Annotated in this window: 19 protein-coding genes and 1 pseudogene; 6 read left to right on the top strand and 14 right to left on the bottom strand. The window is 52.1% G+C overall.

All coding sequences use genetic code 11. The features are described 5' to 3' along the window. Positions 1-36: 36 nt before the first annotated feature. From hpf to HMPREF2609_RS06510, 9 genes are all read right to left on the bottom strand, one after another. The gene (gene hpf, locus HMPREF2609_RS06550) at positions 37-672 is read right to left on the bottom strand and encodes a ribosome hibernation-promoting factor, HPF/YfiA family (protein ID WP_037231053.1); all 636 of its coding nucleotides are present in this window, start codon (positions 670-672) and stop codon (positions 37-39) included. A 187-nt stretch (positions 673-859) separates the two neighbouring features. Beyond that, complete coding sequence (locus tag HMPREF2609_RS06545; RefSeq protein ID WP_239661918.1) at positions 860-1492, bottom strand: ComF family protein; 633 nt, start codon at positions 1490-1492, stop codon at positions 860-862. Between the two features lie 183 nt (positions 1493-1675). After that, positions 1676-3418, bottom strand: coding sequence for an LpqB family beta-propeller domain-containing protein (locus HMPREF2609_RS06540; RefSeq protein WP_065423727.1), 1743 nt, complete (start codon positions 3416-3418; stop codon positions 1676-1678). Further along, entirely contained in the window at positions 3418-5166 is a 1749-nt protein-coding gene (gene mtrB, locus HMPREF2609_RS06535) for an MtrAB system histidine kinase MtrB (RefSeq protein ID WP_048753714.1), read from the bottom strand. The genes HMPREF2609_RS06540 and mtrB overlap by 1 nt, the downstream gene beginning before the upstream one ends. Positions 5167-5220: 54 nt before the next feature. Continuing rightward, complete coding sequence (gene mtrA / locus HMPREF2609_RS06530) at positions 5221-5916, bottom strand: MtrAB system response regulator MtrA (protein WP_013397424.1); 696 nt, start codon at positions 5914-5916, stop codon at positions 5221-5223. Positions 5917-5953: 37 nt separating this feature from the next. Beyond that, entirely contained in the window at positions 5954-7213 is a 1260-nt protein-coding gene (locus HMPREF2609_RS06525) for a uroporphyrinogen decarboxylase/cobalamine-independent methonine synthase family protein (protein WP_070535922.1), read from the bottom strand. A 17-nt stretch (positions 7214-7230) separates the two neighbouring features. Next, a complete protein-coding gene (locus HMPREF2609_RS06520; RefSeq protein WP_004005049.1) occupies positions 7231-7620 on the bottom strand; it encodes a chorismate mutase in 390 nt (129 codons plus the stop codon). A 24-nt stretch (positions 7621-7644) separates the two neighbouring features. Further along, positions 7645-8856, bottom strand: coding sequence for a tRNA 2-thiouridine(34) synthase MnmA (gene mnmA / locus HMPREF2609_RS06515; RefSeq protein WP_070448580.1), 1212 nt, complete (start codon positions 8854-8856; stop codon positions 7645-7647). 97 nt (positions 8857-8953) lie between these two features. Further along, complete coding sequence (locus HMPREF2609_RS06510) at positions 8954-10183, bottom strand: cysteine desulfurase family protein (protein WP_070448581.1); 1230 nt, start codon at positions 10181-10183, stop codon at positions 8954-8956. 137 nt (positions 10184-10320) lie between these two features. Between HMPREF2609_RS06510 and HMPREF2609_RS06505 the strand changes: the two genes are divergently transcribed. Together HMPREF2609_RS06505 and HMPREF2609_RS06500 are read left to right on the top strand one after the other, a co-directional pair. Next, positions 10321-10788, top strand: a complete 468-nt coding sequence (locus HMPREF2609_RS06505; protein ID WP_070536118.1) for a tRNA (cytidine(34)-2'-O)-methyltransferase — start codon at positions 10321-10323, stop codon at positions 10786-10788. Between the two features lie 4 nt (positions 10789-10792). Beyond that, complete coding sequence (locus tag HMPREF2609_RS06500; protein ID WP_070535919.1) at positions 10793-11398, top strand: uracil-DNA glycosylase family protein; 606 nt, start codon at positions 10793-10795, stop codon at positions 11396-11398. Positions 11399-11462: 64 nt separating this feature from the next. Here the strand turns inward: HMPREF2609_RS06500 and HMPREF2609_RS06495 are convergent, their stop codons facing one another. From HMPREF2609_RS06495 to HMPREF2609_RS06485, 3 genes are all read right to left on the bottom strand, one after another. After that, positions 11463-12467 carry an electron transfer flavoprotein subunit alpha/FixB family protein gene (locus tag HMPREF2609_RS06495; protein WP_070535916.1) on the bottom strand — a complete coding sequence of 335 codons (1005 nt, stop codon included), beginning with the start codon at positions 12465-12467 and terminating at the stop codon, positions 11463-11465. Between the two features lie 18 nt (positions 12468-12485). Next, positions 12486-13307 (bottom strand): electron transfer flavoprotein subunit beta/FixA family protein, encoded by an 822-nt coding sequence (locus HMPREF2609_RS06490; RefSeq protein ID WP_070535913.1) that lies wholly within the window; start codon positions 13305-13307, stop codon positions 12486-12488. Between the two features lie 189 nt (positions 13308-13496). Further along, entirely contained in the window at positions 13497-14831 is a 1335-nt protein-coding gene (locus HMPREF2609_RS06485) for a S1C family serine protease (RefSeq protein WP_048753702.1), read from the bottom strand. Positions 14832-15128: 297 nt separating this feature from the next. On the opposite strand from HMPREF2609_RS06485, the gene HMPREF2609_RS10950 reads away from it, so the two are divergent. The 4 genes from HMPREF2609_RS10950 (at position 15129) to HMPREF2609_RS06470 (ending at position 19618) form a co-directional block, all read left to right on the top strand. Next, the gene (locus HMPREF2609_RS10950) at positions 15129-15290 is read left to right on the top strand and encodes a hypothetical protein (protein WP_168162157.1); all 162 of its coding nucleotides are present in this window, start codon (positions 15129-15131) and stop codon (positions 15288-15290) included. A 312-nt stretch (positions 15291-15602) separates the two neighbouring features. Beyond that, positions 15603-16436, top strand: a complete 834-nt coding sequence (locus HMPREF2609_RS06480) for a hypothetical protein (protein WP_246825605.1) — start codon at positions 15603-15605, stop codon at positions 16434-16436. Between the two features lie 236 nt (positions 16437-16672). After that, positions 16673-18712 (top strand): TPM domain-containing protein, encoded by a 2040-nt coding sequence (locus HMPREF2609_RS06475; RefSeq protein WP_048755167.1) that lies wholly within the window; start codon positions 16673-16675, stop codon positions 18710-18712. Between the two features lie 189 nt (positions 18713-18901). Beyond that, on the top strand, positions 18902-19618 hold the full coding sequence (locus HMPREF2609_RS06470; protein WP_013397437.1) for a PspA/IM30 family protein: 717 nt from the start codon (positions 18902-18904) through the stop codon (positions 19616-19618). 94 nt (positions 19619-19712) lie between these two features. On the opposite strand, the gene HMPREF2609_RS06465 is transcribed toward HMPREF2609_RS06470, so the two are convergent. Then, positions 19713-21068 carry an S-layer homology domain-containing protein gene (locus tag HMPREF2609_RS06465; RefSeq protein WP_048755166.1) on the bottom strand — a complete coding sequence of 452 codons (1356 nt, stop codon included), beginning with the start codon at positions 21066-21068 and terminating at the stop codon, positions 19713-19715. Between the two features lie 539 nt (positions 21069-21607). Beyond that, a pseudogene (locus HMPREF2609_RS11155) lies at positions 21608-21908 on the bottom strand (hypothetical protein); the annotation flags it as partial.

Below are 21908 nucleotides of genomic sequence, written 5' to 3'. Positions count from 1 at the left end.
TTCTAAATCTAAATTAGTATTAATGAGGAGTGTTGTTTACTCTTCGGTGAGAGTGATAATACCGTAGCTCCATCCTTTACGGCGATATGCGGCTGCCGGTGCTCCTGTTTCTTTATCAATATAAAGGTAGAAGTCATGACCAACGAGTTCCATACGATCCACGGCCTCTGCCGGAGTCAGCTTTTCGCCTACAAAGCTCTTGTGACGAATCTCAATCGGTGAAGCTGCTTCATCGACGAGGGTAACTTCACTGTTGTCGAAGGCTGCTTCTTCAACAGGAACATCAGGTAACAAAATTTCCGTAATCGTCTCGGTAACCGTAGGAAGCGACCCTGTAGCATCTGCAACAGAAACAGGATGCTTACCACCATGTTTACGTAACTTACGACGATCACGTGCTCGACGCAGGCGCTCCAAGAGCTTTCCATAAGTCTCATCAAAGACCGCAAATTTATCATGCCCTTGGGCTTCTGCACGAAGCACCGGTCCACGTCCAACAACGGTAATCTCAACACGAATTGACTCGCCACCAAGATGACCATCTTTAGTAACTTTGACGTCGATATCGCTCACGTTGTCGCCAAGCTGCTCGAACTTTTCGACCTTCTCCTCGACATATTCACGAAGACGATCCGAAATCTTGATATTACGTCCGTAGATGTTGACTTCCACGATATTTCCCTCCAAAGTGTGGGGGTTATGCACCGTACTCGGTTGAGTTCGATACCGGAAACCCGTCCTTGAGGTTCCTTGTCATTATTTTATTACATTCTTATGGTGCATGTCACCGGAAATGACAATTATTTTCGTAGTACGAACACTGTGTATCAAAGCGCAGAATAGCCTTAATCCGGGTGTATCATAGGGCTTCCTCGTCCAAATTTTTCTGCATCGACACGGCGGCTACACAGGCTGTTCCCAGAACTCTCGCGCCACCCTGGCGCAAGACTCGTGATGCTTCAAACACGGTGGCACCGGTAGTCATCACATCATCGCACACAATGCACAGTGCCCCAGCTACATTTGCTCTGGGTGACACCCGCATCGCTCCCTCCATACGCTGGGCTCGCGCGCTAGCTCCGAGCGTTTTCTGTCCTGCTGTATTCGGTCTTATTAAACGCTGGTATATGTTTTCTTTTTCTAAACTCAAGATATGATGTGTCTTCACCCGCACTTTACGTCTGTGCAGAGCTACAGAACGATTGAGCTCGTGTTCTACCTGTCGCACAAGCAACTCAGCCGGTACGTAACCACGACGCTGCACGCTACGTTGTGATGAAGGGACGGGTATCAATAAGATGCGCGTTCCTGCGGGAACCTGCGCACGGTCAATAATCGTTGCCACGGCCCTGCCCAATGCGCGCGCTAGTTCGGGAACCGCATCAGTACGACCCGCATTCTTCATGGAAAGGATCACATGCGCGAGTGTTTTCTCATAGATACCTGCTGCAACCGCTCCCGGTACGGGGTGCTGCAGCACAGGGGTGTGCACGGCAGAGGTTTGTTTTCTCAGTGAAGTCTCGCACCGAGTACATAAAGCCCGACGAGTGCCAGCAGCATCTAAAAGCGCTGTACCGCCTACACCGCATCCGACACATGTTGCCGGAAAGAACAGCTCCCACGCCGCGTAAAGAGCCTTTTTACCTCTCATTCGAGGTGTCTTACCCATGCTCTTTTACCCTGCATACGTAATCTCACTCAGCGTACCGCTTATGGGTTTCCAGCCGCGCTCTTCCAGAAGATAGCACTCTCCCGTATCAACGTGCCCAATAATATGACCGCTGTCCCCTGCTGCAGACATAGAGCGCAGTCCCTCCAACCGGTCCAGTTTTGTCTCCTCGCTGTTGAGAGAGGTTAGTTCTGCTTCGCCTGTGGTTGTATTGACGACGGCAAGGGTCTGTTCTCCCGCCCAATCTACACAATGGGGAGATACAGAGGCGTTAACCCGCACTAATTCGGTAAAACTACGCGGTTTACCGCTCTCATCACGTATAATCCCCGAGATAATCAGCATCGACGTATCATCTCGGGAGGCGATGAATGCACCACGTGTACCATCCCGCGAAATTTTAAGAGAGTTAAAAACAAGGCCATTTCGCCAGGGCACAGAGATATTAAGACCTTTTTCTCTTTCCTCAACGCTATCGGATGCAGGGTTAAAGGCGCGCACCGTTCCACTATGATCGGTAGCCCATACCCATCCATAATGGTCAATGCTGGGGCGAGATAGGTCGCGTGTTTCCCAAACTTTTGAGGAATTTGTATCACGCACTGTATAAAGCTTTTTACGCCCCTCACTTAAGTAAGCGTAGGTAGTGCCGTCATATCCGATAGTTGGTGCCGAAGGATCCTTGATTTTTTCCACTAGCGTGCGCTGCGAATCCCCAGCATCAAAATCACGCTGTGTTACTAAACGGTCCTCATTAAGCGCCACAACTTTGGTATTAGGCTGCGTTACCAAAGATATTTCATGAAATCCTTCGGGCTTATCTGATGATAAAATTTCGTGGCCGTTATAGCAGAAAACTACAGTCTCAATACCCGTAAAATTGCTGGCAAGATGCACAATCTGCTGGCGTAAACGTGCTAATTGAAGTTCATCTGTAGATTCGCCTCCAAAATCAACCTTTATCGTATGCTTTTCAGCGTCAAAGTTAGCACCATTAACTTTCATGGACTCATAAGTCGCTGAGAAGACAGATTCCTTGAGGTAATTTGCTGGTCCCATGATTAGGGTTTGAGCCAGCGTTTTAAAAATTTCATCGCTACGTGCGAACCAGCGTAAATCTGGCACCGCGTAGGTATAGCTAGGATCGTAGTAATACAGACGGTAGGATTTGAAAGAACGGTCAAATTCACTGCCGTCTATCCACAACCCGTTGGGGCAGTTACGTATGCGCCACTCACCGCCCTCCTGAATCATCTCGAACGTTTCCGGAGTTGGTGCAGGAGCGTTGATAAAGGAAGTAACTAAACCTCGCTCATCCACACGAGCAGTTTGCTTAATCGAAACCTTATAAATATTATCCTCGCCACGGGTAATACGCGCGGTCTCAGAATATATACGGGTCTGAACCTCTGGAACCCATTGTTGAGCAAACTCTGTCGTTAAGTACTGGCGAGCCACTCCGTAATCATCGGAGCTATCAACACCAGCACGCAGAAAGCCTTCAATAATGCCTTCCGGAGTTCCGCCAACCTGAGGACTCATAGCATGGATTGCAGACTTTCTATCGTCTGCATTATCCAAAGACTCTGAATACTTTTGAATACCCTTGGGATCTGGCAATCCAGAGCATGCCTGCATCAATAAAGCAATACTTCCGACTCCACCCAGAAGCATCGTGCGGCGCGAAAGAGCGGGCAGATTCTCTGACAGCGTCTGTTTGTGCGAAGAGTTTTGAAATATTCTGCGCATTATACCTGTCCTTCAGACGCATCATCTTGAGTTTCATGACGGGTTTTACGCAATGATGTCGAAAGAGTATCGCCCGCAAGAGCGCTGTGAGCATATGCCTCTGGCTCAGGTTCTCCGGTAATCAAGACCGGGGAAGGACCGAGCTCTCCCCCCTGAACAAGCGGCAAGTTCATCGTGAAGCAAGCACCTTTTCCTTTCATGCCCCAAGCCTCAATACGCCCGCCATGCAAACGTACATCCTCGGCGGTAATAGACAAGCCCAATCCGGTACCCCCTAGAGTGCGTTTGCGTGAGGTATCTGCACGCCAGAAACGGTTGAAGACCTGTGCTGCTTCCTCCTCACTCAAGCCGATGCCATGATCGCGCACCGCCACACCCAAGTTTGTTGCATTGGTAGCGATGTAAATATCGACGGGCTTGGATTCACCGTGCTCAATAGCATTAAAGAGGAGATTACGCAAAACACGTTCAATGCGAACCCTATCGATATCAATATCAATATGCGCCTGCTCAGAATGCACAATAAGCCTGGTTCCGGTACGTTCCAGATGCGGGATAACCTCGACCAAAACATCATTAAGAACACTCATAAAGTCTTCAGCGTCGATGTTCAAAACGGCGCTGCCTGCATCAAAGCGCGAAATTTCCAGAAGGTCAGAAAGCAAGGCTTGGAAGCGATCCACCTGGTTATGCATAAGCTCCACACTGCGCGACTGCACAGGGTTGAGGGTGTCACGCGAGTCATAAAGGAGTTCGCTGCTCAGACGTACCGTCGACAACGGTGTACGCAGCTCATGCGACACGTCCGAGACGAATCGCTGCTGCAGAGTCGATAGTCTCTCCAGCTGTGTAATCTGTTCCTGCAGGCTATCCGCCATTTTGTTAAAGGAAATTCCTAATCGCGCAGCCTGATGTTTACCACGAATGTTAACGCGGCGGTTTAGGTCACCGGCAGCAAGTTTCTCTGCTGTAATAGCGGTCGAAGTGATCGGGCGTACCACTAAGCGAGTGACAAACCACACAATTGAAAGTACTAGAATCAGCAACACTGTGAATCCGGTACTTAACACAACATTGATATACATAATGGTCGATTCAGACTCGCTTAAGTCGTACACCATAAACAGCCCATAATTGGGGTTCTGAGGAATGGATACACTCGTTCCAATAATCAAGGCCGGGTAAGGCTCACCATTGGATTTTCCAGGTTCTGAAAGCGTTGTTTTCTCCCAAAAAACACCGGGAGAATCCCGCACAGTATCTTTAAAATCTGTAGGTATTACTGAGGCATCTAGAGGCGCGTTATCGCTACTCTGCTCAGGAATAAACCCCTTCTTCGATTGCTGATCCAAGGACACTAAAACCCAGCGCCTCTGAGTATCGCCGCCAGCGTCAAGAACCGTGAGGTTGTGTTTAACAGTACGTCGAACTTCGCTGTCTTCACGCGCACTAATAGGATCCAACACTCTCTGTACAGTCTCAAATCCCTTACTAGTTTCTTCTAACGCTTGGTTCTTTTTATTCTCAAAAAGCGATGTTGCGATCTGATTAGACAGCGAGGTTCCTACTGCAATAAAAGCAATAAGCATCATGATGCCCGCGCTGGTTACGGACCGAAATTGCAGAGAATGAACCCACAACCGATGAATTGCACGGAATGGGTTGAGGGTTCGCTCTTTCCGGGGCTTAGATTTAAGATCTAAGTCCCGGCTATCGGAGGCTCCAGAGGTTGCGTCAGGTGTGGGCATAGGCAAAGTTACTTTCCAGATATGAAGATGCGCATAGCGGACTGAAATATCACGTTAGGCGGCACCTCCAACGTTCTCTAGGGGTACTTTATATCCGACGCCGCGCACCGTTTGGATAACCTGTTCGGCACCAATATCCGTGAACTTCGCGCGAAGACGCTGCACGTGAACGTTTACCAGAGAATCGCTCACATCGCTGTAGCCCCAGACAGTTTCTAACAGCTCTTGACGGCTCATGGCCTGACCCGGACGGCGAACCAAAGCTGCAAGAAGGTCAAATTCCAAAGGCGTCATAGGCACTTCAACACCTTTATACTTGAGGGTTCGGCCATCCATATCCATGATGGTATCTCCCACCCGCACCACCAACTGGCGGCTCTCACGCGGGCGCAAACGAGCACGGATACGGGCCATAAGCTCAAGATGTTTGAAGGGCTTTGCAATGTAATCGTCAGCGCCAGCTTCCAGCCCTTTTACCACATCTTCAGTATCGCTTTTAGCAGTCAGCATGATGATAGGCACATTAGATGACGAACGGATCTGCTCGCAGACTTCGATACCGCTCTTCCCCGGAAGCATGAGGTCCAGCAATACCAAATCTGGTGAATGCCGCATAAACGTCTCAAAGGCGCGAGAACCGTTTTCGCAAAAAACTGCGTTATATCCTTCCTGTGCCAGGACAATGCCGATCATTTCTGCAAGAGCGTCATCATCATCAACGACCAGGACGGTCGAGGTGGTGGTGGTCATGGCGTCTCTCCTCTATATTATTCGGTGATTATAGTAATTATCCTAAGCCCTCAGCCACCATTTCTGCGACTATTCGAGCATACTCTGTGGTTCTCGCCATCTGAAGTGTGGCCTCATGCGGGTTTATATGTGTAGTATTTGCACGATGTGTTAGCCCAACCAAACGTATCTCGGCTCTCTGCAGTCCAACATCATTCCACAGTCTCCACAATCTCTGTGCTTGCTGCGGTATAGCATCCGATTCTACGATAGGCAGCCAAAGCCTTGCTCCGGATTCTAGTACGGCCGCCGCTATTTCCCAGCGATGCGGGTCGCTAAGAGGCTGTGCCTGAACGAGGTTCTGGTTTACCTCGTCCGGGTCAAAAAGCAGTTCGGCAGGATTATCTGCCGTTGAAAACGCACGGGCTATAGCGCAAGCATCTGCCACAGAGCTGAGGTTCGACGTGCGATCATCAGGATACGTCAAAGGAACCTTGGTGAGGTTCAGCATAGGCGTTATGGTAAGTTCGGCAAAAGTATTGGCGCAGATACGGTAACTTTCGTAGATTTCGCTAACCGGTACCGCTGGGATAGTGCGAAAACCACTCACCGTAGGGATAGTACCCGAAATAATGCGCCCAAGTTCCGGCTCGTCCAGTTGTACCGTAAGACGGGCTTCGGGCTGATCGAGGGCTTGGCGAATAAGAGAGAGGCTCTCCCCTAGCCCTTCTAGGAAGGCATCCCGTATATCGCGTGTCGCCCCCGCATCACTGATGGCACGCTCGCCATTAGGCACATAGACCCGCGCAGCAAGGGTATATGGTCCGCACAGCTGAATTTTGAAACTGGGAGCAGCGTCCTCAGGCACTGAAGCTCCAGAAGACTCACCGCCTACGACATCGGCGAGTGCGTTAATATCTGAGACATAACGGGATCGCGCACGCGCACTTTCGCGGGTACCGCCGCCTCTAGCGTGAACTAATCGCCATCCATAGGACGCGCCTTCAAGTTCCATTCCAGAGAGTGTGGCAATGGTGCGAGCAAGAGTAGTGCTCTGCCAGCCACGCTCTGGAAGCTCCGGTAAGAATGGAAGATGCGGATGCCCCAACTCACCGCGCACACGATGCAGGGCATCTATTATCTGCGTGCCGGGGAATTCGCCTAGTCCGCTGGCTCGTACCGCAACAGTATCGCGCTCAGCAAGCTCGGTAGCGAACTCACGTTCGGGTGCACGATAATCACCCGGTAGCAGCAGGCGCTCGGGCACATACTGTTTTCGGGTGTTTTCGTCCGCAAATCTGGTAGAGAACGAGGTCATCAAATCTACGCTAGCATCTAATCCGTCTGACGGTCGAGAGAATCATCGTTTTGAGCCAGCTCGTCCTTATGCTCGTGCGCTATTTTTTCGTGGTGTCGAATAACCTCGGAAATAATGAAGTTCAAAAATTTCTCCGCAAATTCGGGATCGAGACTAGACTCTTTCGCCATAGCCCTCAGACGAGCTATCTGGGCTTCTTCTCTTCCCGGATCACCCGCAGGCAGGTTATGCTGTGCTTTAAGAACCCCAACGCGCTGGGTGGCTCGAAAACGCTCCGCAAGAATATGAACCAACGCGGCATCGAAATTATCAATAGAGCGCCGCATCGCGAAGAGTTCTTCGTAAACCTCGGCGGAAACTTCGTCTCCCATGGAGGTGGCACGCGGATCAAATTCTTGCTGGGTCATTATAGGTCCTTAGGGGTACGAGCATTACACGGCTGCGTTTTCACGAAGATCATCAAGGTCTTCACGAGCGAGTGAGTAAGCACGGGCTATAGTGGACTGTCCTAAAACTCGTGTGCCCTGGTAAAGCACCATAGTTTGCCCGGGTGCTACGCCAAAGAGCCCATCGTGTAGACGCACCACGGTCTCTACACGAAGTTTTCCGGAGGTTTCGGCATCGGTATCTTCTGCCCATTCAAGATGCGCGGTACCGCGCACCGGGTCTGCATGTGCACGCACTTGGGCGGTAACATCAAAGGTCTCGCTACGCGCGCCGAGTTTTGGTTCCTGAGCAAGAAAATGTTCTGCTTCCGGAACGGGAATTCCAGCCCAGGTGGCCCGAATTCCGCGGATTTCATCGATAGAAAGCAACTCACGAGAACCGACAATAACTTCATTCGTTTTTGGTCGGATTTCGAGAACAAAACGGGGCTTCCCGTCAGGCGCCGGAGTTCCTAAGGCTAGTCCCTTACGCTGCCCAACCGTAAATCCTTGAGCACCAGGGTGTTCCCCCACCACATTGCCGGAGGTATCTTTAATCGTGCCGGGGCGCATTTGAATGTGCTCGCCTAGCCAGGCACGGGTATTACCCTCGGGAATAAAGCAAATATCGTAAGAGTCCGGTTTCTTGGCAACCGAAAAACCACGCCGTTCGGCCTCCGCGCGAACCTCCGCCTTCGAAGGCGTGGTTGCTAGAGGAAACCAGGCGTGTTTGAGCTGTTCGTGGGTAAGGACGCCCAACACATAGGACTGATCTTTTGCCCAGTCGGCGGCTCGATGCAGTTCTCGGTTACCGTCGTCATTGGTGATAACGCGGGCGTAATGACCGGTGACTACCGCATCAAACCCTAGGGAGACGGCACGTTCCAAAAGCGCAGCAAATTTGATTTTCTCGTTACAGCGCATGCAGGGGTTGGGGGTTCGTCCCGCTTCGTATTCGGCGATAAAGTCATCGACCACATCTTCCTTGAAACGCTCCGAGAAGTCCCACACGAAGAAGGGGATGCCCAACTGGGCGCATACGCGGCGCGCATCCATAGAATCTTCAAGGGTGCAGCACCCACGAGAACCGGTGCGGAGCGTTCCGGGCATACGAGAAAGCGCCAAATGCACACCAACCACCTCATGCCCCGCCTCAACGGCACGGGCGGCAGCAACAGCTGAATCGACGCCGCCACTCATAGCAGCCAAAATCTTCACAGAGTTTCCTTATAAACGTTGGGTACAGTTTCGTGGTGAGAATAAATATGAGGTTCTATTGTACGCTTCTTATTGCATGTGCGCAGGTTCGCCGCAATTATCCGCCGTACCAGCGTTGAGCGTCAGGCAGATGTGAGGAAAGACCCGCTTTTGCCGCCTGTGCATAGGCTTCGGGCAGGGCCGCGAGCAACCGAGCAATGTCTTCGCCGGTGCTGGAATGCCCAAGAGTAAATCGTTGCGCACTGCGGGCGGTGTCTTCGTCCAGACCCATGGCAAGAAGCACATGGGATGGTCTTGTTACTCCCGCGTTACAGGCCGAACCGGTTGAGGTTTGAATCCCCTGCATGTCGAGCAGAAAGAGGATGGTGTCTCCTTCTGCGCCTTCAAAAGTAAAGTGAGCATTCGCAGGCAGCCTTTTTTCACCAGGAAAGGCCTCGGTTGTTGGGTCGATGCCGCTCAGGTGAGCTTGTGGAATAACCGCCTGTACCGCCGCTATTAGCTCATTGCGAAGTGCTGCAATACGGATGGATTCTTCTTCAAGATGCTCAATCGCATGCGCGGCGGCCTCGGCAAATCCCGCGATCGCGGGGGCATCTATAGTGCCGGAACGCACAGAACGCTCTTGCCCACCCCCGTGCAAAACCGGGGTGAGCTGCGCTGCTCGTGTGGCGATAAGCGCGCCGATGCCCATGGGACCGCCAATTTTATGCCCGGAAATCGCCATCGTATCAACCCCGCTGTTACGGAAGTTAACGGGCACCGCGCCGAAAGCCTGCACCGCATCCGTATGCATGGGAATACCGTATTCAGAGGCTATGGCGGCAATATCTTGAATGGGCTGTACAGTGCCAACTTCATTATTTGCCCACATAACGGTAACTAACGCAACATCCGCAGGGTTTTGGGCTATCAGTTCCCGCACGCTTTCGGGGTCTACCAGCCCCTGCGAATCCACTGGAATCCAGTCGATAACCGCGCTCTCGGTCTTCTGCAGCCATTCACAGGTTTCTTCCACCGCATGATGCTCAATACTTGATACTAGGATACGCCGTCGCACCGGGTCTGCTTCCCTGCGTTTCCAGTACATCCCCTTAACCGCAAGGTTGTCTGCCTCTGTTCCTCCAGAAGTAAAAATAACCTCGGCGGCATCGCATCCTACAGCTCGGGCGATACGTTCGCGGGCATATTCAACGGTGGCACGGGCATCGCGTCCGGTAGCGTGCAGCGAGGAGGGGTTACCGCCCGCACGCATCTGCTGTACCATTGCGTCTATAGCAGCTGGCAGGACATCGGTAGTCGCTGCGTGATCTAGGTAGACCCGGTTCACTATTTCCTCCTCTGGCGTATTGCCCTTATTCTATCGTTGTTCCTCGAACTTTCGGGAGGAATTCGTCATAAATGCGCCGCAGGCTAAACCTGCGAAGAGTCACGTTCGGTGGAAACATGCGCGGTACACTGGGGTACGTGTTCAAGATTCTTTTCTATACCCCCGAAATTCCGGGGAATACGGGTAACGCCATTCGTCTGGCCGCAGTAACCGGGGCTGAACTTCACCTCGTCGAGCCTCTAGGATTCAATTTTGAAGATGCGCATCTGCGCCGTGCCGGGCTGGATTATCACGATCTTGCGGTCGTAACGGTTCATAAGACCCTGCAGGATGCTTGGAAAGCCATGATGCCTGCGCGTGTTTTCGCCTTTACCACCACGGCAGCAACCTCGTATGCAGATCTTGAATATCGTGATGGCGATGTGCTTATGTTTGGTCCGGAGTCCGTGGGCTTACCAGCCGATGTACAGCAGGATGAGCATATTACAGAACGCGTAAAAATCCCCATGATTCCTGGGCGCCGCTCTCTTAATCTAGCGAACTCCGCGTCCATCGCAATTTTTGAGGCATGGCGCCAACGCGGATTCACGGGAGGAAAGATTTAGTTGTATGTGTGCCAACCGCCAGGTTCCTCTGCTTTTTGAGGATATAGACTCCGATCCGATGAACGCCGAGTACACGTCACGCGGCTGGGAACCCGTATATTCGGCGAGCGCCCGATCACGCATTATTCTGGTGGGCCAGGCACCCGGGCGTATTGCACAAGAGACTCGTATTCCATGGAATGATGTGAGTGGTCGGTTACTTCGTACATGGTTGGGCGTAAGCGATGATGAGTTTTATAACCCAGAGCTGTTTGCCCTGATGCCGATGGATTTTTATTATCCGGGAAAAGGTAAGCACGGTGATTTACCACCGCGTAAGGATTTTGCGCCGCGTTGGCATCCGCAGCTGCGCGCCATGATGCCGCATGCACAATTAACCATTTTGGTAGGCGCTTATGCGCAAAAGTACTATCTTGATGGAGTTTCTGCTCCGCGGCTTCGCAGCAGCCTTACGGAAACGGTGGCACACGCAGAGGATTATCTGCCGGGTTTTGTGCCTCTGGTGCACCCTTCTCCGCTCAATATTGGCTGGCGCAAGCGTAATCCCTGGTTTGAGGCCGAGAATATACCCGATCTGCGTGAGCGGGTACGTAAAATCTTGGGTACATAGTCTAATCTTGTGAAAGCGTCCTGAAAACCTAGTCTAGGTTTTCAGGACGCTGACCTGTTAGAAACTAGGCGTTGCGGCGCCTCTTAATTTCTTCAACAGCCTGCGGGATGACAGTGAAAAGATCCCCAATGACGCCGAAGTCGGCAATCTCGAATATGGGCGCGTCCGCGTCCTTGTTGATGGCGACAATAGTCTTTGAAGTATCCATGCCGACCTTCTGTTGAAGAGCCCCCGAAATACCCACGGAAACGTATAGTTCGGGAGAAACGCTCTTGCCGGTTTGCCCAATCTGAGTAGAGTGATCCAGCCATCCTGCGTCTGTGACGGCGCGGGTCGAACCGATCGCGGCGCCGAGCGCATCCGCCAGATCCTCAATGGGGGCTAACTTGCCGCCGATACCGCGGCCAGCAGCTACAACAATAGCTGCTTCTTCAAGGTTGGGGCGAGCAGATGTAGGCTTCTCGGTCACCTCGGTGATGCGCACCGTCTCGTACTCGGGCAGAGTATAGGTGGTGAGTACGCCCTCCCCCATCGCAGCGGGCGCCTCCGCCGTATCTACCGAGTTGGGGCGTAGGGTTACCAACGGCAGACCCTCAACCCGCACGGTGCTGTCGTACTCCCCCGCCAAAACGTTCTTATGAATATTGAGCGCATCATCCACTTCATGAGCGCCCGTCACAACGCCTACGGGACGAGATCCCGCCTCGGAATTCCCGAGGCGCACGGCCACGCGCCCCAGAAGCTCAATCGAGTCAATATCATGCGGGGCAAGAACCACATCAGGACCAAACTCAGTAATAGCCTGTACGGCGAGTTCCACGCGGGCAGCAGGCAAAGTATCTGTCATGGATTGCGCTGGGGCAAAGACACGTGCCGCGCCCTGTTTAGCGTAAAACTGCGCAATATCAGCGGAGCCTTGGGCGAACGTCATTACTCCCAGTTGAGTTCCGCCCTGTCCAACACCAGCTCGCAGTCGTGCCAACGCTAAAAGTTCTCGGTCCACACTGCTAGGTTCGGTCGCAAAGTTCGTTGTGCCGCCTATAACCAGCACACGGTATGCAGTCGTCATCGTTATCTCCTGTACTGGTTAAATGAGGTTTCGGGATGCCAAGAATTCGACCAGCTGTATGCCGCCGTCGCCTTCATCCACGATGGTTTCACCTGCGGTGCGTTCTTCCCGCGCCTGCGCTTCGGTCACGGTAACGGTCGATGCGTTGCCGCCGAACTTAGCAAGCTCATCCGCAATATCCGCTGTGTTCACGGTCGTAATAGGCTTCTTTTTTGCTGCCATCAGCGCCTTAAAGTTGGGGTATCGCGGAGTGTTCACCTGGTCGGTCACAGAAATCAAAGCGGGCAATTCAGTTTCACAATGCTGCGAGCGAGTATCCAGATCCCGGCGTGCCCTAACAGTTCGGCCCGCAACGGTCAGCGACGCTACTTGAGAGATTCCGGTGCGCCCCAAAAGTTCGCTCACCTGAACGGGCACCAACGAAGTCTCACCTTCGGTTGATGCCATACCCGTCAGAATCAGGTCGAAGGTGCCGTGTTCCTGCTCATAGGTGGAGAGTGCAGCGGCTATGATGCGTGAGGTCGCCAGAGCATCAGCCCCTGCGAAAGCATCGTCGAGAATGTGTACGCCTTCGTGTGCACCCAGCTGCAGCGCACGGCGCAGCCCCTTAGAGGCATCTGCTGCGCCTAACGTAAAGGCGATAACTGCAGAATTCGCTGCATCGGTATCTTCCGCTTCGACAATCTGCATGGCGGCTTCCACAGCGTATTCGTCAAGCTCACTCATCACTGATTCGCTGCGGTCTACCCGCAAGGTATCGTCAAGTTTTTGTTCAAATTGGGTGTCTGGCACGTACTTGGTCAGTACGGCGATGCGATATGCGTTTTCGCTCACGCTCATCCTCCTGCGCCTCATGTGTGTGCGGCGCGTCTGTGGGGTTTAGTTAGGTTTGGCTATATTCTACCTTGCCGTGAAATCTTCAGTCAGGAAAACCCGGATATGAGAGCGGTATATTCCTGAACACAGCAGGCAAAGGAGAGGCGGCGTTTCTTCATGTGAAACGCCGCCTCGGGCAGTTTTATAGCTCTGTTAATGCTGATTATCGGCGTCGCCGAGCGTCACCTTGATGTTCTTTGTCTCTGACCCCCGTTTAATCTTCATATCCACTGTGGCACCTGCTGCTTGTGCACGCACCACGCCGTTGAGGGTCTTACTCTGTTCGATGCGGTGGCCATCCGCCTCGACGATAACATCTCCCTTCTGCAGACCAGCCTTTTCTGCAGGGCTTCCGCTAGAGATATTGGTGACCCGCACACCATCCGGGAAGAACCGAGATTCTCCCTCGTTGGTCTGCCCAGGGGCGCTTTCAATATTCGCGCCTAGGTACCCATGGGTTGCTTTGCCTTTGCTAATAATTTCGTCAGAAATACGCTTAGCGTAGTTCGAGGGAATGGCGTACGCGATGCCCTCATTGCCGCCGCCTTCAGACTCGATCTGAGAGTTGATGCCTACGAGCGCCCCGCTGGAGTTCACCAAAGGACCACCCGAGTTACCGTGGTTCACTGGCGCATCGGTCTGAATCATGGGAATGTATACACCGTCTTTTTCTGCTTCTGCGGCACGGTCGGTGTTAGAGATAACGCCCGCAGTCACGGTATCCTGCAGGTTATGTGGCGAACCAAGCGCCACCACGGTTTCGCCAGGAACAACTTTCGAGGAGTCGCCAAAGGTAATGGGTTTAAGGTCTAGCCCACTGGGGTCAATCTTAATGACCGCAAGATCCGAGGTTACATCGGTACCCACGATCTTTGCCACACGAATACTTCCGTCATGCAAACGCACCTCGACTCTAGAGGACTGCTGAGTACCGTTTGTAGAGACTACGTGATTATTGGTGAGAATATGTCCCTGGTTATCGAGAACTTCACCTGTACCAACACCGTTGCCGTCGGTCAGCTTTGATCCTACAGTGACGGTCGAAGGAAGCACCTTCTTAGCTGTATCGGTTACGACTGTGGGATTTGTTGCGCTGCCTCCAGCATTTCTGCCGGTGACGGATGAACTATTGCTGCTTGTAGATGCGGCAATACCGCCTCCAACACCAGCACCTACGCCGCCGCCCACAAGGGCTGCAAGCAGAGCAGCGGTAAGTACGACACCGGTTCCATATTTCTTCTTGGGCTCTTGCTGAGGATTCTGCCCCTGCCCGGAGTACTGGTTCTGATATCCATTCTGGGGGTTCTGGGAACTCTGTTGATACCCGGAAGTTTGGTAATTTTGCTGGTAGCCCTGCTGTTGATAACCCGTATTCTGGTAGTCCTGTTGAGCATAGGATCCGGGTGCAGACTGCTGCATCGGACGGGTTGCATCATTATAACCGTTAGCGCCAGAATCTTGGTTCCAGCCACCAGGGTATTGGGTCATTGTGGTCTCTCCTTGAGGGGCTCTCAATAAATCTTAGGTGATATCTAAATAACCATATTGGCGACAGCGCCAACAGGCACGCGTCTTTTTCTACTGTAAACGCAGTTCTTGTTTTATACCTCCGTTTTCTCTGAGGTTGCACCCGGAATTTCCTGGGAGTTTGCTGAGAACCCTCAAATTCCGGGGTAACTCCACAAACATATTTCAAGAGGTACAGCCTTCCAGAGTCAATTTCACAGCCTACGCTTAAAGACGGGCTCTAAGGTTTAACGAGATCGCATCAAGAAAGGAACAGACATGCTGACAGCACTCATTATTTGTACCGTGCTGGCCGTTATTCTTGGCTTAGGTACCGGTCTGGTAGCGTGCTGTGCAGGCATAGTGCATCGTCGTTTGGCACGTGCTCAGTCTTGTTCTTCTGCGTTTGAGCAGCAACTTAGCTCGGCGACCAGCTTATAAAAATCACGAAGATCTTAGTATTACACGCACCAACGACGAAAGCTCGTAATACAAGTTAAGAAGTGCCGTCTACTAAGTGGGGTAACGTCACCTTTTCTTAAGCTTCGTAGAGTCTCTAACAACTCGTGGTGCAGCTGAGTCATATCGCAAGGTGATATTTCTTCAGAAAAATTCCCTTAAGCCGGTCTAAAACAGGGTATGTTTATTGGTATGACTATTCATCGCCGAAACACTGTCTCCCAAAATTTTTATGGTGCCACATCTAGACCCCATTTACCTCAAAGACCTCTGCCCCGTACTGTGGTTGCCCTCATGCTGTCTTTCGTATGCGCATTAGCAGGTATCGGCGCTAGTTTCATTGCTTACCCGACGGCGGCCCACGCTCAAGCACCTTTCGAGGTCACGCTAAATCCACAAACCCCTATTATTGACCGGGACGGAACTCTTAATGCCCTATCGGATGGGCTTGAAGACGAGCTCACCGAAGGTTTGAGTACCAGTAATGCCCTTCACTCGGTAGAAGCCTATATGGTGTTGGTCTCCGGGACCAATGGCAAACCGCTCAAGGAGTGGGGTCAAGAATTCCTGAGTCTCAACCATGCTCGCCCACGCACAGTAGTTTTGCTTATCGATACGTCTAAGAATCAAGGCACTATTATCAGCAATGACCAGAGTTTTATGAGCGATGCATGGGCACACGCCCTGTACGTTAAAGATAATTCGGGCTCCCAAAACAGCAGTATCAAGCGTGTTATCGCGGATCATGGTCTTTACGGTACCGCCGGGCGCATGTTCACTGATATTTTTATCGGGGATCATGACTACTCCACGAGCAATGACGGCAATATCCCCCAAGGGCTAAGCGATATTTCCGAAACCGATGGCTGGTTCGAAAATTTTCTTGTTGCCGCAGGCGTGTTGGTTTTTATCCTGTTTATTCTGCTTGGAATTCCTGGCCTCATCATCCGCATCGTACGTAAAAACCGTCGAAAAACGGCAGAATTACAAAAATGGCAGAACGACCTGCCGCTCCGCGATCCTTCGCAGGTACAAGTTCCTCAGCAGTATCAAATGCCGAATCGTCCCGGGCACCATATGGTGACGGATACGGAATATATGAAGAACCGCGGCTACGATCTGAATTAGCCAATATTATTCATCCAATGAGTACCGCATCGTGAACAAAAGCGGTAATCCTGGAGTAAACAGTCGACGATCGTATCCTGAGAATTAGTCCGGAATTTCTTCAGATATGTACGCTCTGTGATGACTACCGCTCATGACAGGTTGGTGACCGGTAAGATGGAAGTACGTGTGGGTTTATTCCTCCCACGCCGTGGATAATCACCGCGCGGCATATGCGAAAGAATGGGAGTCTTCCTTTGAGTAATATCACGAATGCTGACCGTCCGTTTGGTTCTCGGCGCATCCGACGTGCCCTCAGCGTAGGTGCTTTAGCTTTTGGCACCACTATGCTTTCCGTCGCGCTACCGGTGGCGGGCTCTTCGTTCTTGACGCCCGGTATCAGTACCGCGCAAGCTCAAACTCCCATGACTATCACAGGTAGAGTACAAGACACGACCAATGTCTTGGGCGATACCTCAGAACTTAACTCTAAAATCAGCGAACTCTCTAAAAACCACAATATTGATCTGCATGTGCTGACTATTGATAAGTTTGAGAGCCCCGAAGAGGCTAAGACATGGACTGAAGAGACAGCGAAAAAGAACAGCTACGGTAATGCGGACGCCATTCTTGTCATAGCGACAGAAAGCCGCCGTGCTTACTTCGCCGCTGGGAGTAATAAGGCGCTCAGTTCTGATCAGCAGTCGGAGGTGTACCAAAAATACATCAAGCCAAAACTGCAAAGCGGGGATTACAAAGGTGCAGCTCTTGAGGCGGTCAACGGTATTAACGCTCAAAAAGGGGGCATTAGCCCCGCTGTCGCTATAGGCGGCGGCGCCCTAGGTGTAGCGGGTGTAGCGGGCGCTGGGTACTACATTATGAAACGCCGTCGCTCCAAAAACGAGCCGGGAAGTACGCCTGCATACTCAACATCTAAAGTACCTGAAGTTTCGTTGGAGGAACTGCGCACCCGTGCCGGTGCCGCACTTGTTCAGGCAGATAATTCTATGGTGCAGTCGAAGCAGGAACTTGAATTTGCCCGCGCCCAATACGGTAATGAACACGTCAAGCCTTTTGAAGAGGAACTAATGCGCGCCCAAGAGCTCATGCAGGCATCATTCCATCGCCAGAAACTTCTCAATGATGATGTTCCGGACACCGTTGCGGAACAGCGCGCTTGGTTGAGCGAAATTATCGATAATTCTCAGGAGATTTCTGATATTTCCCGAGATCAGGCGCAGAAGCTCTCTGAAATGCGCAATCTTGAGCACGAAGCTCCCCAGGCTATTGCTAGGCTCCAGGGGCGTATACCGGAACTTCAGCAGATAGTCGAAACCGCGCAGTATACATACGCGCGACTCAAAGACCAGTACTTGCCGAGTGCGTTGGAACCGGTCAGTAAATCTGCAGCTCTGCTGGATTCACACCAACGCCTGGTGACTCAGGAGCTTCAGGAGGCATCTCGTCTAGTGGATGTTTCCCGGTCCGAAGCTGTTGTGCATCTGCGCAACGCCGAAGAATCTGCGGCTCAGATTACCTCGCTGGCAGAAGCAGTCAGCAATCACGCATCAGCCTTAGAATCTGCACAATCCAGTCTTAGTACCGATATTCTGAGTATTCAACGTGACGTGGCTGAGGCTAAGAGTCTCGCGGAGTCTCAGAACCGTGCCGAACTCGCCGCGACGGCAGCCGGTATGGAGGCTATTCTTGGGCAGGTTTCACAACAGGCACAAGAACGCCCGAATGATCCTATTGCCCTCACGGAACAGCTGCATCAGCTCACAAGCGAGCTGAATCGTTCCATGTCATCGCTTCGCGCCGACCGTGAGCGTGAGCAGGCGGCTAAAGAAAGTCTGTCTCGTACCTTACGTTCTGCAGAGGCTCAGGTACGCAGCGCATCGGACTTCATTAACAACCGTCGGCGCGGTGTCGGTTCACAAGCTCGTACCTATCTGTCTGAGGCGCAAACCGCCCTGAACGATGCACACCGTTTGCGGGAGTCCGACCCGGTAAATTCGCTCAACAGGGCATATGAAGCTATTTCTTTGGCGAGCGATGCGCAGAACTCCGCAAATCAGGATGTCAACAATTACTGGGATGATAACCGTTATGGTCAAAGCTACGGCGGCGATTCCCTGGCGCAAGGCATGCTCTTAGGTGCTATTTTTAGCGCGATGGGCTCACACTCTGCTTCAGCATCCACCGGTCATCACTGGGGCGGCGGTGACTCCGGTGGAGGCTGGGATTTCGGAGGCGGTGGCGGCGACTTCGGAGGTGGAGACGGCGGCAGCTTCTAACCTACAAGAGCATAGGTGTGTCAAAAACGTGTTAGGGTTCTCGTTAACCTCATGTTCTTGTACTCGTCACCTTATAGGCGATATTTTCCCAGTAATTTTTCAGGCTGACCCACGATAATAAGAAAAGTTGCGGCGCTGTACGTGCGAATAAGCTCCTTCCCGGTGCCGCGTGAAAGAAAAGGAAATAACATGGTAAAACAGTCCATTTTCGGTCGTATCGCACAGCTAGCAAAGGCTAATATTAACGCCCTCATTGATGCGGCAGAAGACCCGCAGAAAATGTTAGATCAGATGGTTCGTGACTATACAAATAACATTGTAGAAGCAGAAGCAGCTGTGGCTCAGACTATTGGTAACCTGCGTCTTCTGGAGCAGGATCATGCCGAAGACCTGCGCGACGCCGATGAGTGGGGTTCTAAGGCTCTGGCTGCCTCCAATAAAGCCGATGAGTTCCGTGCTGCAGGCGACACCGCGAACGCGGATAAGTTCGATAATCTCGCAAAGATTGCTCTGGGCAAGCAGATGCAGGCTGAACGTGAGGCAAAGGCCGCAGAACCGCAGATCGCATCGCAGACCCAGGTGGTTGAGCAGCTCAAGGACGGCCTTACCAAAATGCGTGCAAAGCTGGATGAGCTCAAGTCCAAGCGTGATGAGCTTAACGCCCGCCAGAAGACTGCTGCCGCTCAGTCTCAGGTGAATGATGCACTCAAGGCATTCGATGTTATGGACCCCACGAGCGAGGTCTCACGCTTTGAAGAGAAGGTTCGCCGCGAAGAGGCTCGCGTGCAGGGTCAGCAGGAACTTGCAGCTTCCTCCCTGGACGCTCAGTTCAATGACCTTGAAGAGCTTGGTCGTCAGTCTGAACTTGATGCGCGTCTTGCGGCTCTCAAGAACAAGAACGCATAGTCTTAGCCTGATCGGCTGTTAGATTACGCAGATGCTCCCCAACCTTAGGTTGGGGAGCATTCTGCGTTTTATGTTCTATGCTGAAAACCTGATTCTAGAGTTTAGAGGCACGGTACAAGAACGCCGCCATAGCCTCACGTGAGGTAGCTTCACCAGGTCGGAAAGTGCTGTCAGGCCAACCAGTAGTAATACCCTGATCTGCCATCCATGAGATTTCCTTATAGAACATAGTAGAGGGGTTTACATCAGCAAACTGCTGTGCACCCGGTGCATACGCGGGAGAACCGTTGAAACGGTAGAAAAACGCTGCCAGTGCCTCACGGCTGATAGCATCATGTGGGCGGAAGGTACCGTCGAACCATCCGGTCGTAATTCCCTGCTGTTTAAGCCACACGATTTCCTTATATGCCGGGTGGTTCGGCGTAACATCTGGGAACGGAGAAGTCGCGGGAAGCTCCACGGCAGGGCTACCCGCAAGACGGTAGAGATATGTTGCCACCTGGGCGCGATTTACAGCGCTGTACGGACGGAAAGTACGATCGGCAAAACCGGTCATAATGCGGCGATCCGAGTTCCAACTAATCTCTGTGTAGAACGGATTCGTGGTCGGAAGGTCGCTATACCCTGCGCCAAAACGGTGACCGCCTGTATCGAGGGATTGCGCCATGATGAGCGGCAGGTCATAATCTTGGTGGCTAAAACCTGGGATCAGTTTCATCTGGGTATTGGTAAAGCCGCTGTTGCGGTACGCAGTGTAGCCCTGTTCAACAGCACCTCGGGCGCTCCACGTTGGAGGGTTCGTTGTACCAGAAGTATCGGCGGCACCAACCCACCAGTACATAGGCTGGTTCTTAATGTTCTGCGGTGCCTCGGTCTGCATGCGCTCATAACCGCCGCCCGCAACGAGGATAGAACCGCCTCCAGAGCGCCATGTGCCCTGACGATCCGCATTCAGTTCATAGGTGATAAACTCGGCGCCTCCAGAATAACCCATCGTCCACACCTGTGAGGGGTCGATGCCGTTACTCGAAATAAATTGCTGCGCAAAGGAGCGGAAATAGTCACCGTTGGCGTCAAGGTTTTCCCACCAGGTAATGCCGTTACCGGATGCATTTTTATCTGGAGACACAACGGGTACAAAAACCATGTTGCGGGAATTTGCGATACGGCCCATAGCAGGGAGCATGCCCTGCTCGGGGCTGTGAATCTTAGACTGGTCGTTACGCCAATAGTCGCCGTCAATGTAGAAGACCACACCCACGGGCTTTGACCAGTCAATACCGTTTGCATACACGTGGTACTGAGAGTTAAGGCCGTTCGGGGCGGTGTAGCTGCGGTATGTGCCGGATGCGACGGTTGCATGGGCGGGTGCAGTAAGGGTAGCGCCCACAATAGCGGGTACGGTGAGTGCGGCCAGGGTTCCGGCACGCATCTTTCTGATGCGGGTCATAGATAGTCCTCGGTTCTCGATTTTCTTGTCGCTATGTGCTGAATAAGGTGCGCTGAATTCAGCCGCTATGTTTGTGTTGTGAGTGATAGACTCCGACAGGGTTAATTCCGCCTACGGAGCAGTGATACTCTGCTGGGATTTGAGATTAGTCCCCTCAGATTTAGGAGCTTTACGAAGTTTGCAATAGCGGAGTAAAGCGTTCAATAGAGTTAAATTACCAGTTAAATAATATTAAATAAAAACATAGGTGAAATTTTCGGTATGGTATGCCGATCAAGAGGTTCTTAAAAATTGCCGCTTGGCAAGAATATACATGAGAGACAATGTGCACCTACCGCCACAGCAGAATCGCACTATATCGCGGTTTGTAGCTTTTTCTAATTCTCAATAGATTTTTAAAGTAAAGGCGTCCTGCTTTTATTCTTATACCATTGCGACAATGGTCACATGGTTATAGAGAATCTACCTCTGGGACGCCCTGAAGGGTTCGCCCAGAAGCTCACGGAAAGATATTTATTCTGTTCGTGAACTTCTGGGTTTTACATGTTGGGCCAGGTCGGGTGCAACCGACCCTCACTATCCCCCACCCCCACATCATCCAAATGCCACCGCTGACCCGTATACACATCCACCTTACGCAACTGCGGATTCGGATTCCCAACATCAGGCTCCTCCGCATGACCCGGACACCCCCGCGCCCCCGGATCCTCAATACAAGTCTTGCCCACCGAATGCACCTCAGACTCCCACACCCGCACCAGCACCGGCTCACTGACCCGGGTGATCTCGGTTCCGAAAAACTGCCACGATCCACCATCAATACTGTACTGACCCGCATAC

Source organism: Rothia sp. HMSC058E10 (genome assembly GCF_001809415.1).
GTDB classification, from domain to species: Bacteria; Actinomycetota; Actinomycetes; order Actinomycetales; family Micrococcaceae; genus Rothia; species Rothia dentocariosa.
Note: the sequence above shows the minus strand (reverse complement) of the source record. Positions and strands in the feature narration are given on the sequence as shown.

Bases quoted from the DNA above. Each gene is read 5' to 3' on its own strand.
- HMPREF2609_RS06540 (WP_065423727.1), bottom strand. From the start codon at position 3,418: ATGCGCAGAATATTTCAAAACTCTTCGCACAAACAGACGCTGTCAGAG.
- mtrB (WP_048753714.1), bottom strand. From the start codon at position 5,166: ATGCCCACACCTGACGCAACCTCTGGAGCCTCCGATAGCCGGGACTTA.
- mtrA (WP_013397424.1), bottom strand. From the start codon at position 5,916: ATGACCACCACCACCTCGACCGTCCTGGTCGTTGATGATGATGACGCT.
- HMPREF2609_RS06525 (WP_070535922.1), bottom strand. From the start codon at position 7,213: ATGACCTCGTTCTCTACCAGATTTGCGGACGAAAACACCCGAAAACAG.
- HMPREF2609_RS06520 (WP_004005049.1), bottom strand. From the start codon at position 7,620: ATGACCCAGCAAGAATTTGATCCGCGTGCCACCTCCATGGGAGACGAA.
- HMPREF2609_RS06500 (WP_070535919.1), top strand. From the start codon at position 10,793: ATGTGTGCCAACCGCCAGGTTCCTCTGCTTTTTGAGGATATAGACTCC.
- HMPREF2609_RS06495 (WP_070535916.1), bottom strand. From the start codon at position 12,467: ATGACGACTGCATACCGTGTGCTGGTTATAGGCGGCACAACGAACTTT.
- HMPREF2609_RS06490 (WP_070535913.1), bottom strand. From the start codon at position 13,307: ATGAGCGTGAGCGAAAACGCATATCGCATCGCCGTACTGACCAAGTAC.
- HMPREF2609_RS06485 (WP_048753702.1), bottom strand. From the start codon at position 14,831: ATGACCCAATACCCTGGTGGCTGGAACCAAGATTCTGGCGCTAACGGT.
- HMPREF2609_RS10950 (WP_168162157.1), top strand. From the start codon at position 15,129: ATGCTGACAGCACTCATTATTTGTACCGTGCTGGCCGTTATTCTTGGC.
- HMPREF2609_RS06480 (WP_246825605.1), top strand. From the start codon at position 15,603: ATGCTGTCTTTCGTATGCGCATTAGCAGGTATCGGCGCTAGTTTCATT.
- HMPREF2609_RS06470 (WP_013397437.1), top strand. From the start codon at position 18,902: ATGGTAAAACAGTCCATTTTCGGTCGTATCGCACAGCTAGCAAAGGCT.
- HMPREF2609_RS06465 (WP_048755166.1), bottom strand. From the start codon at position 21,068: ATGACCCGCATCAGAAAGATGCGTGCCGGAACCCTGGCCGCACTCACC.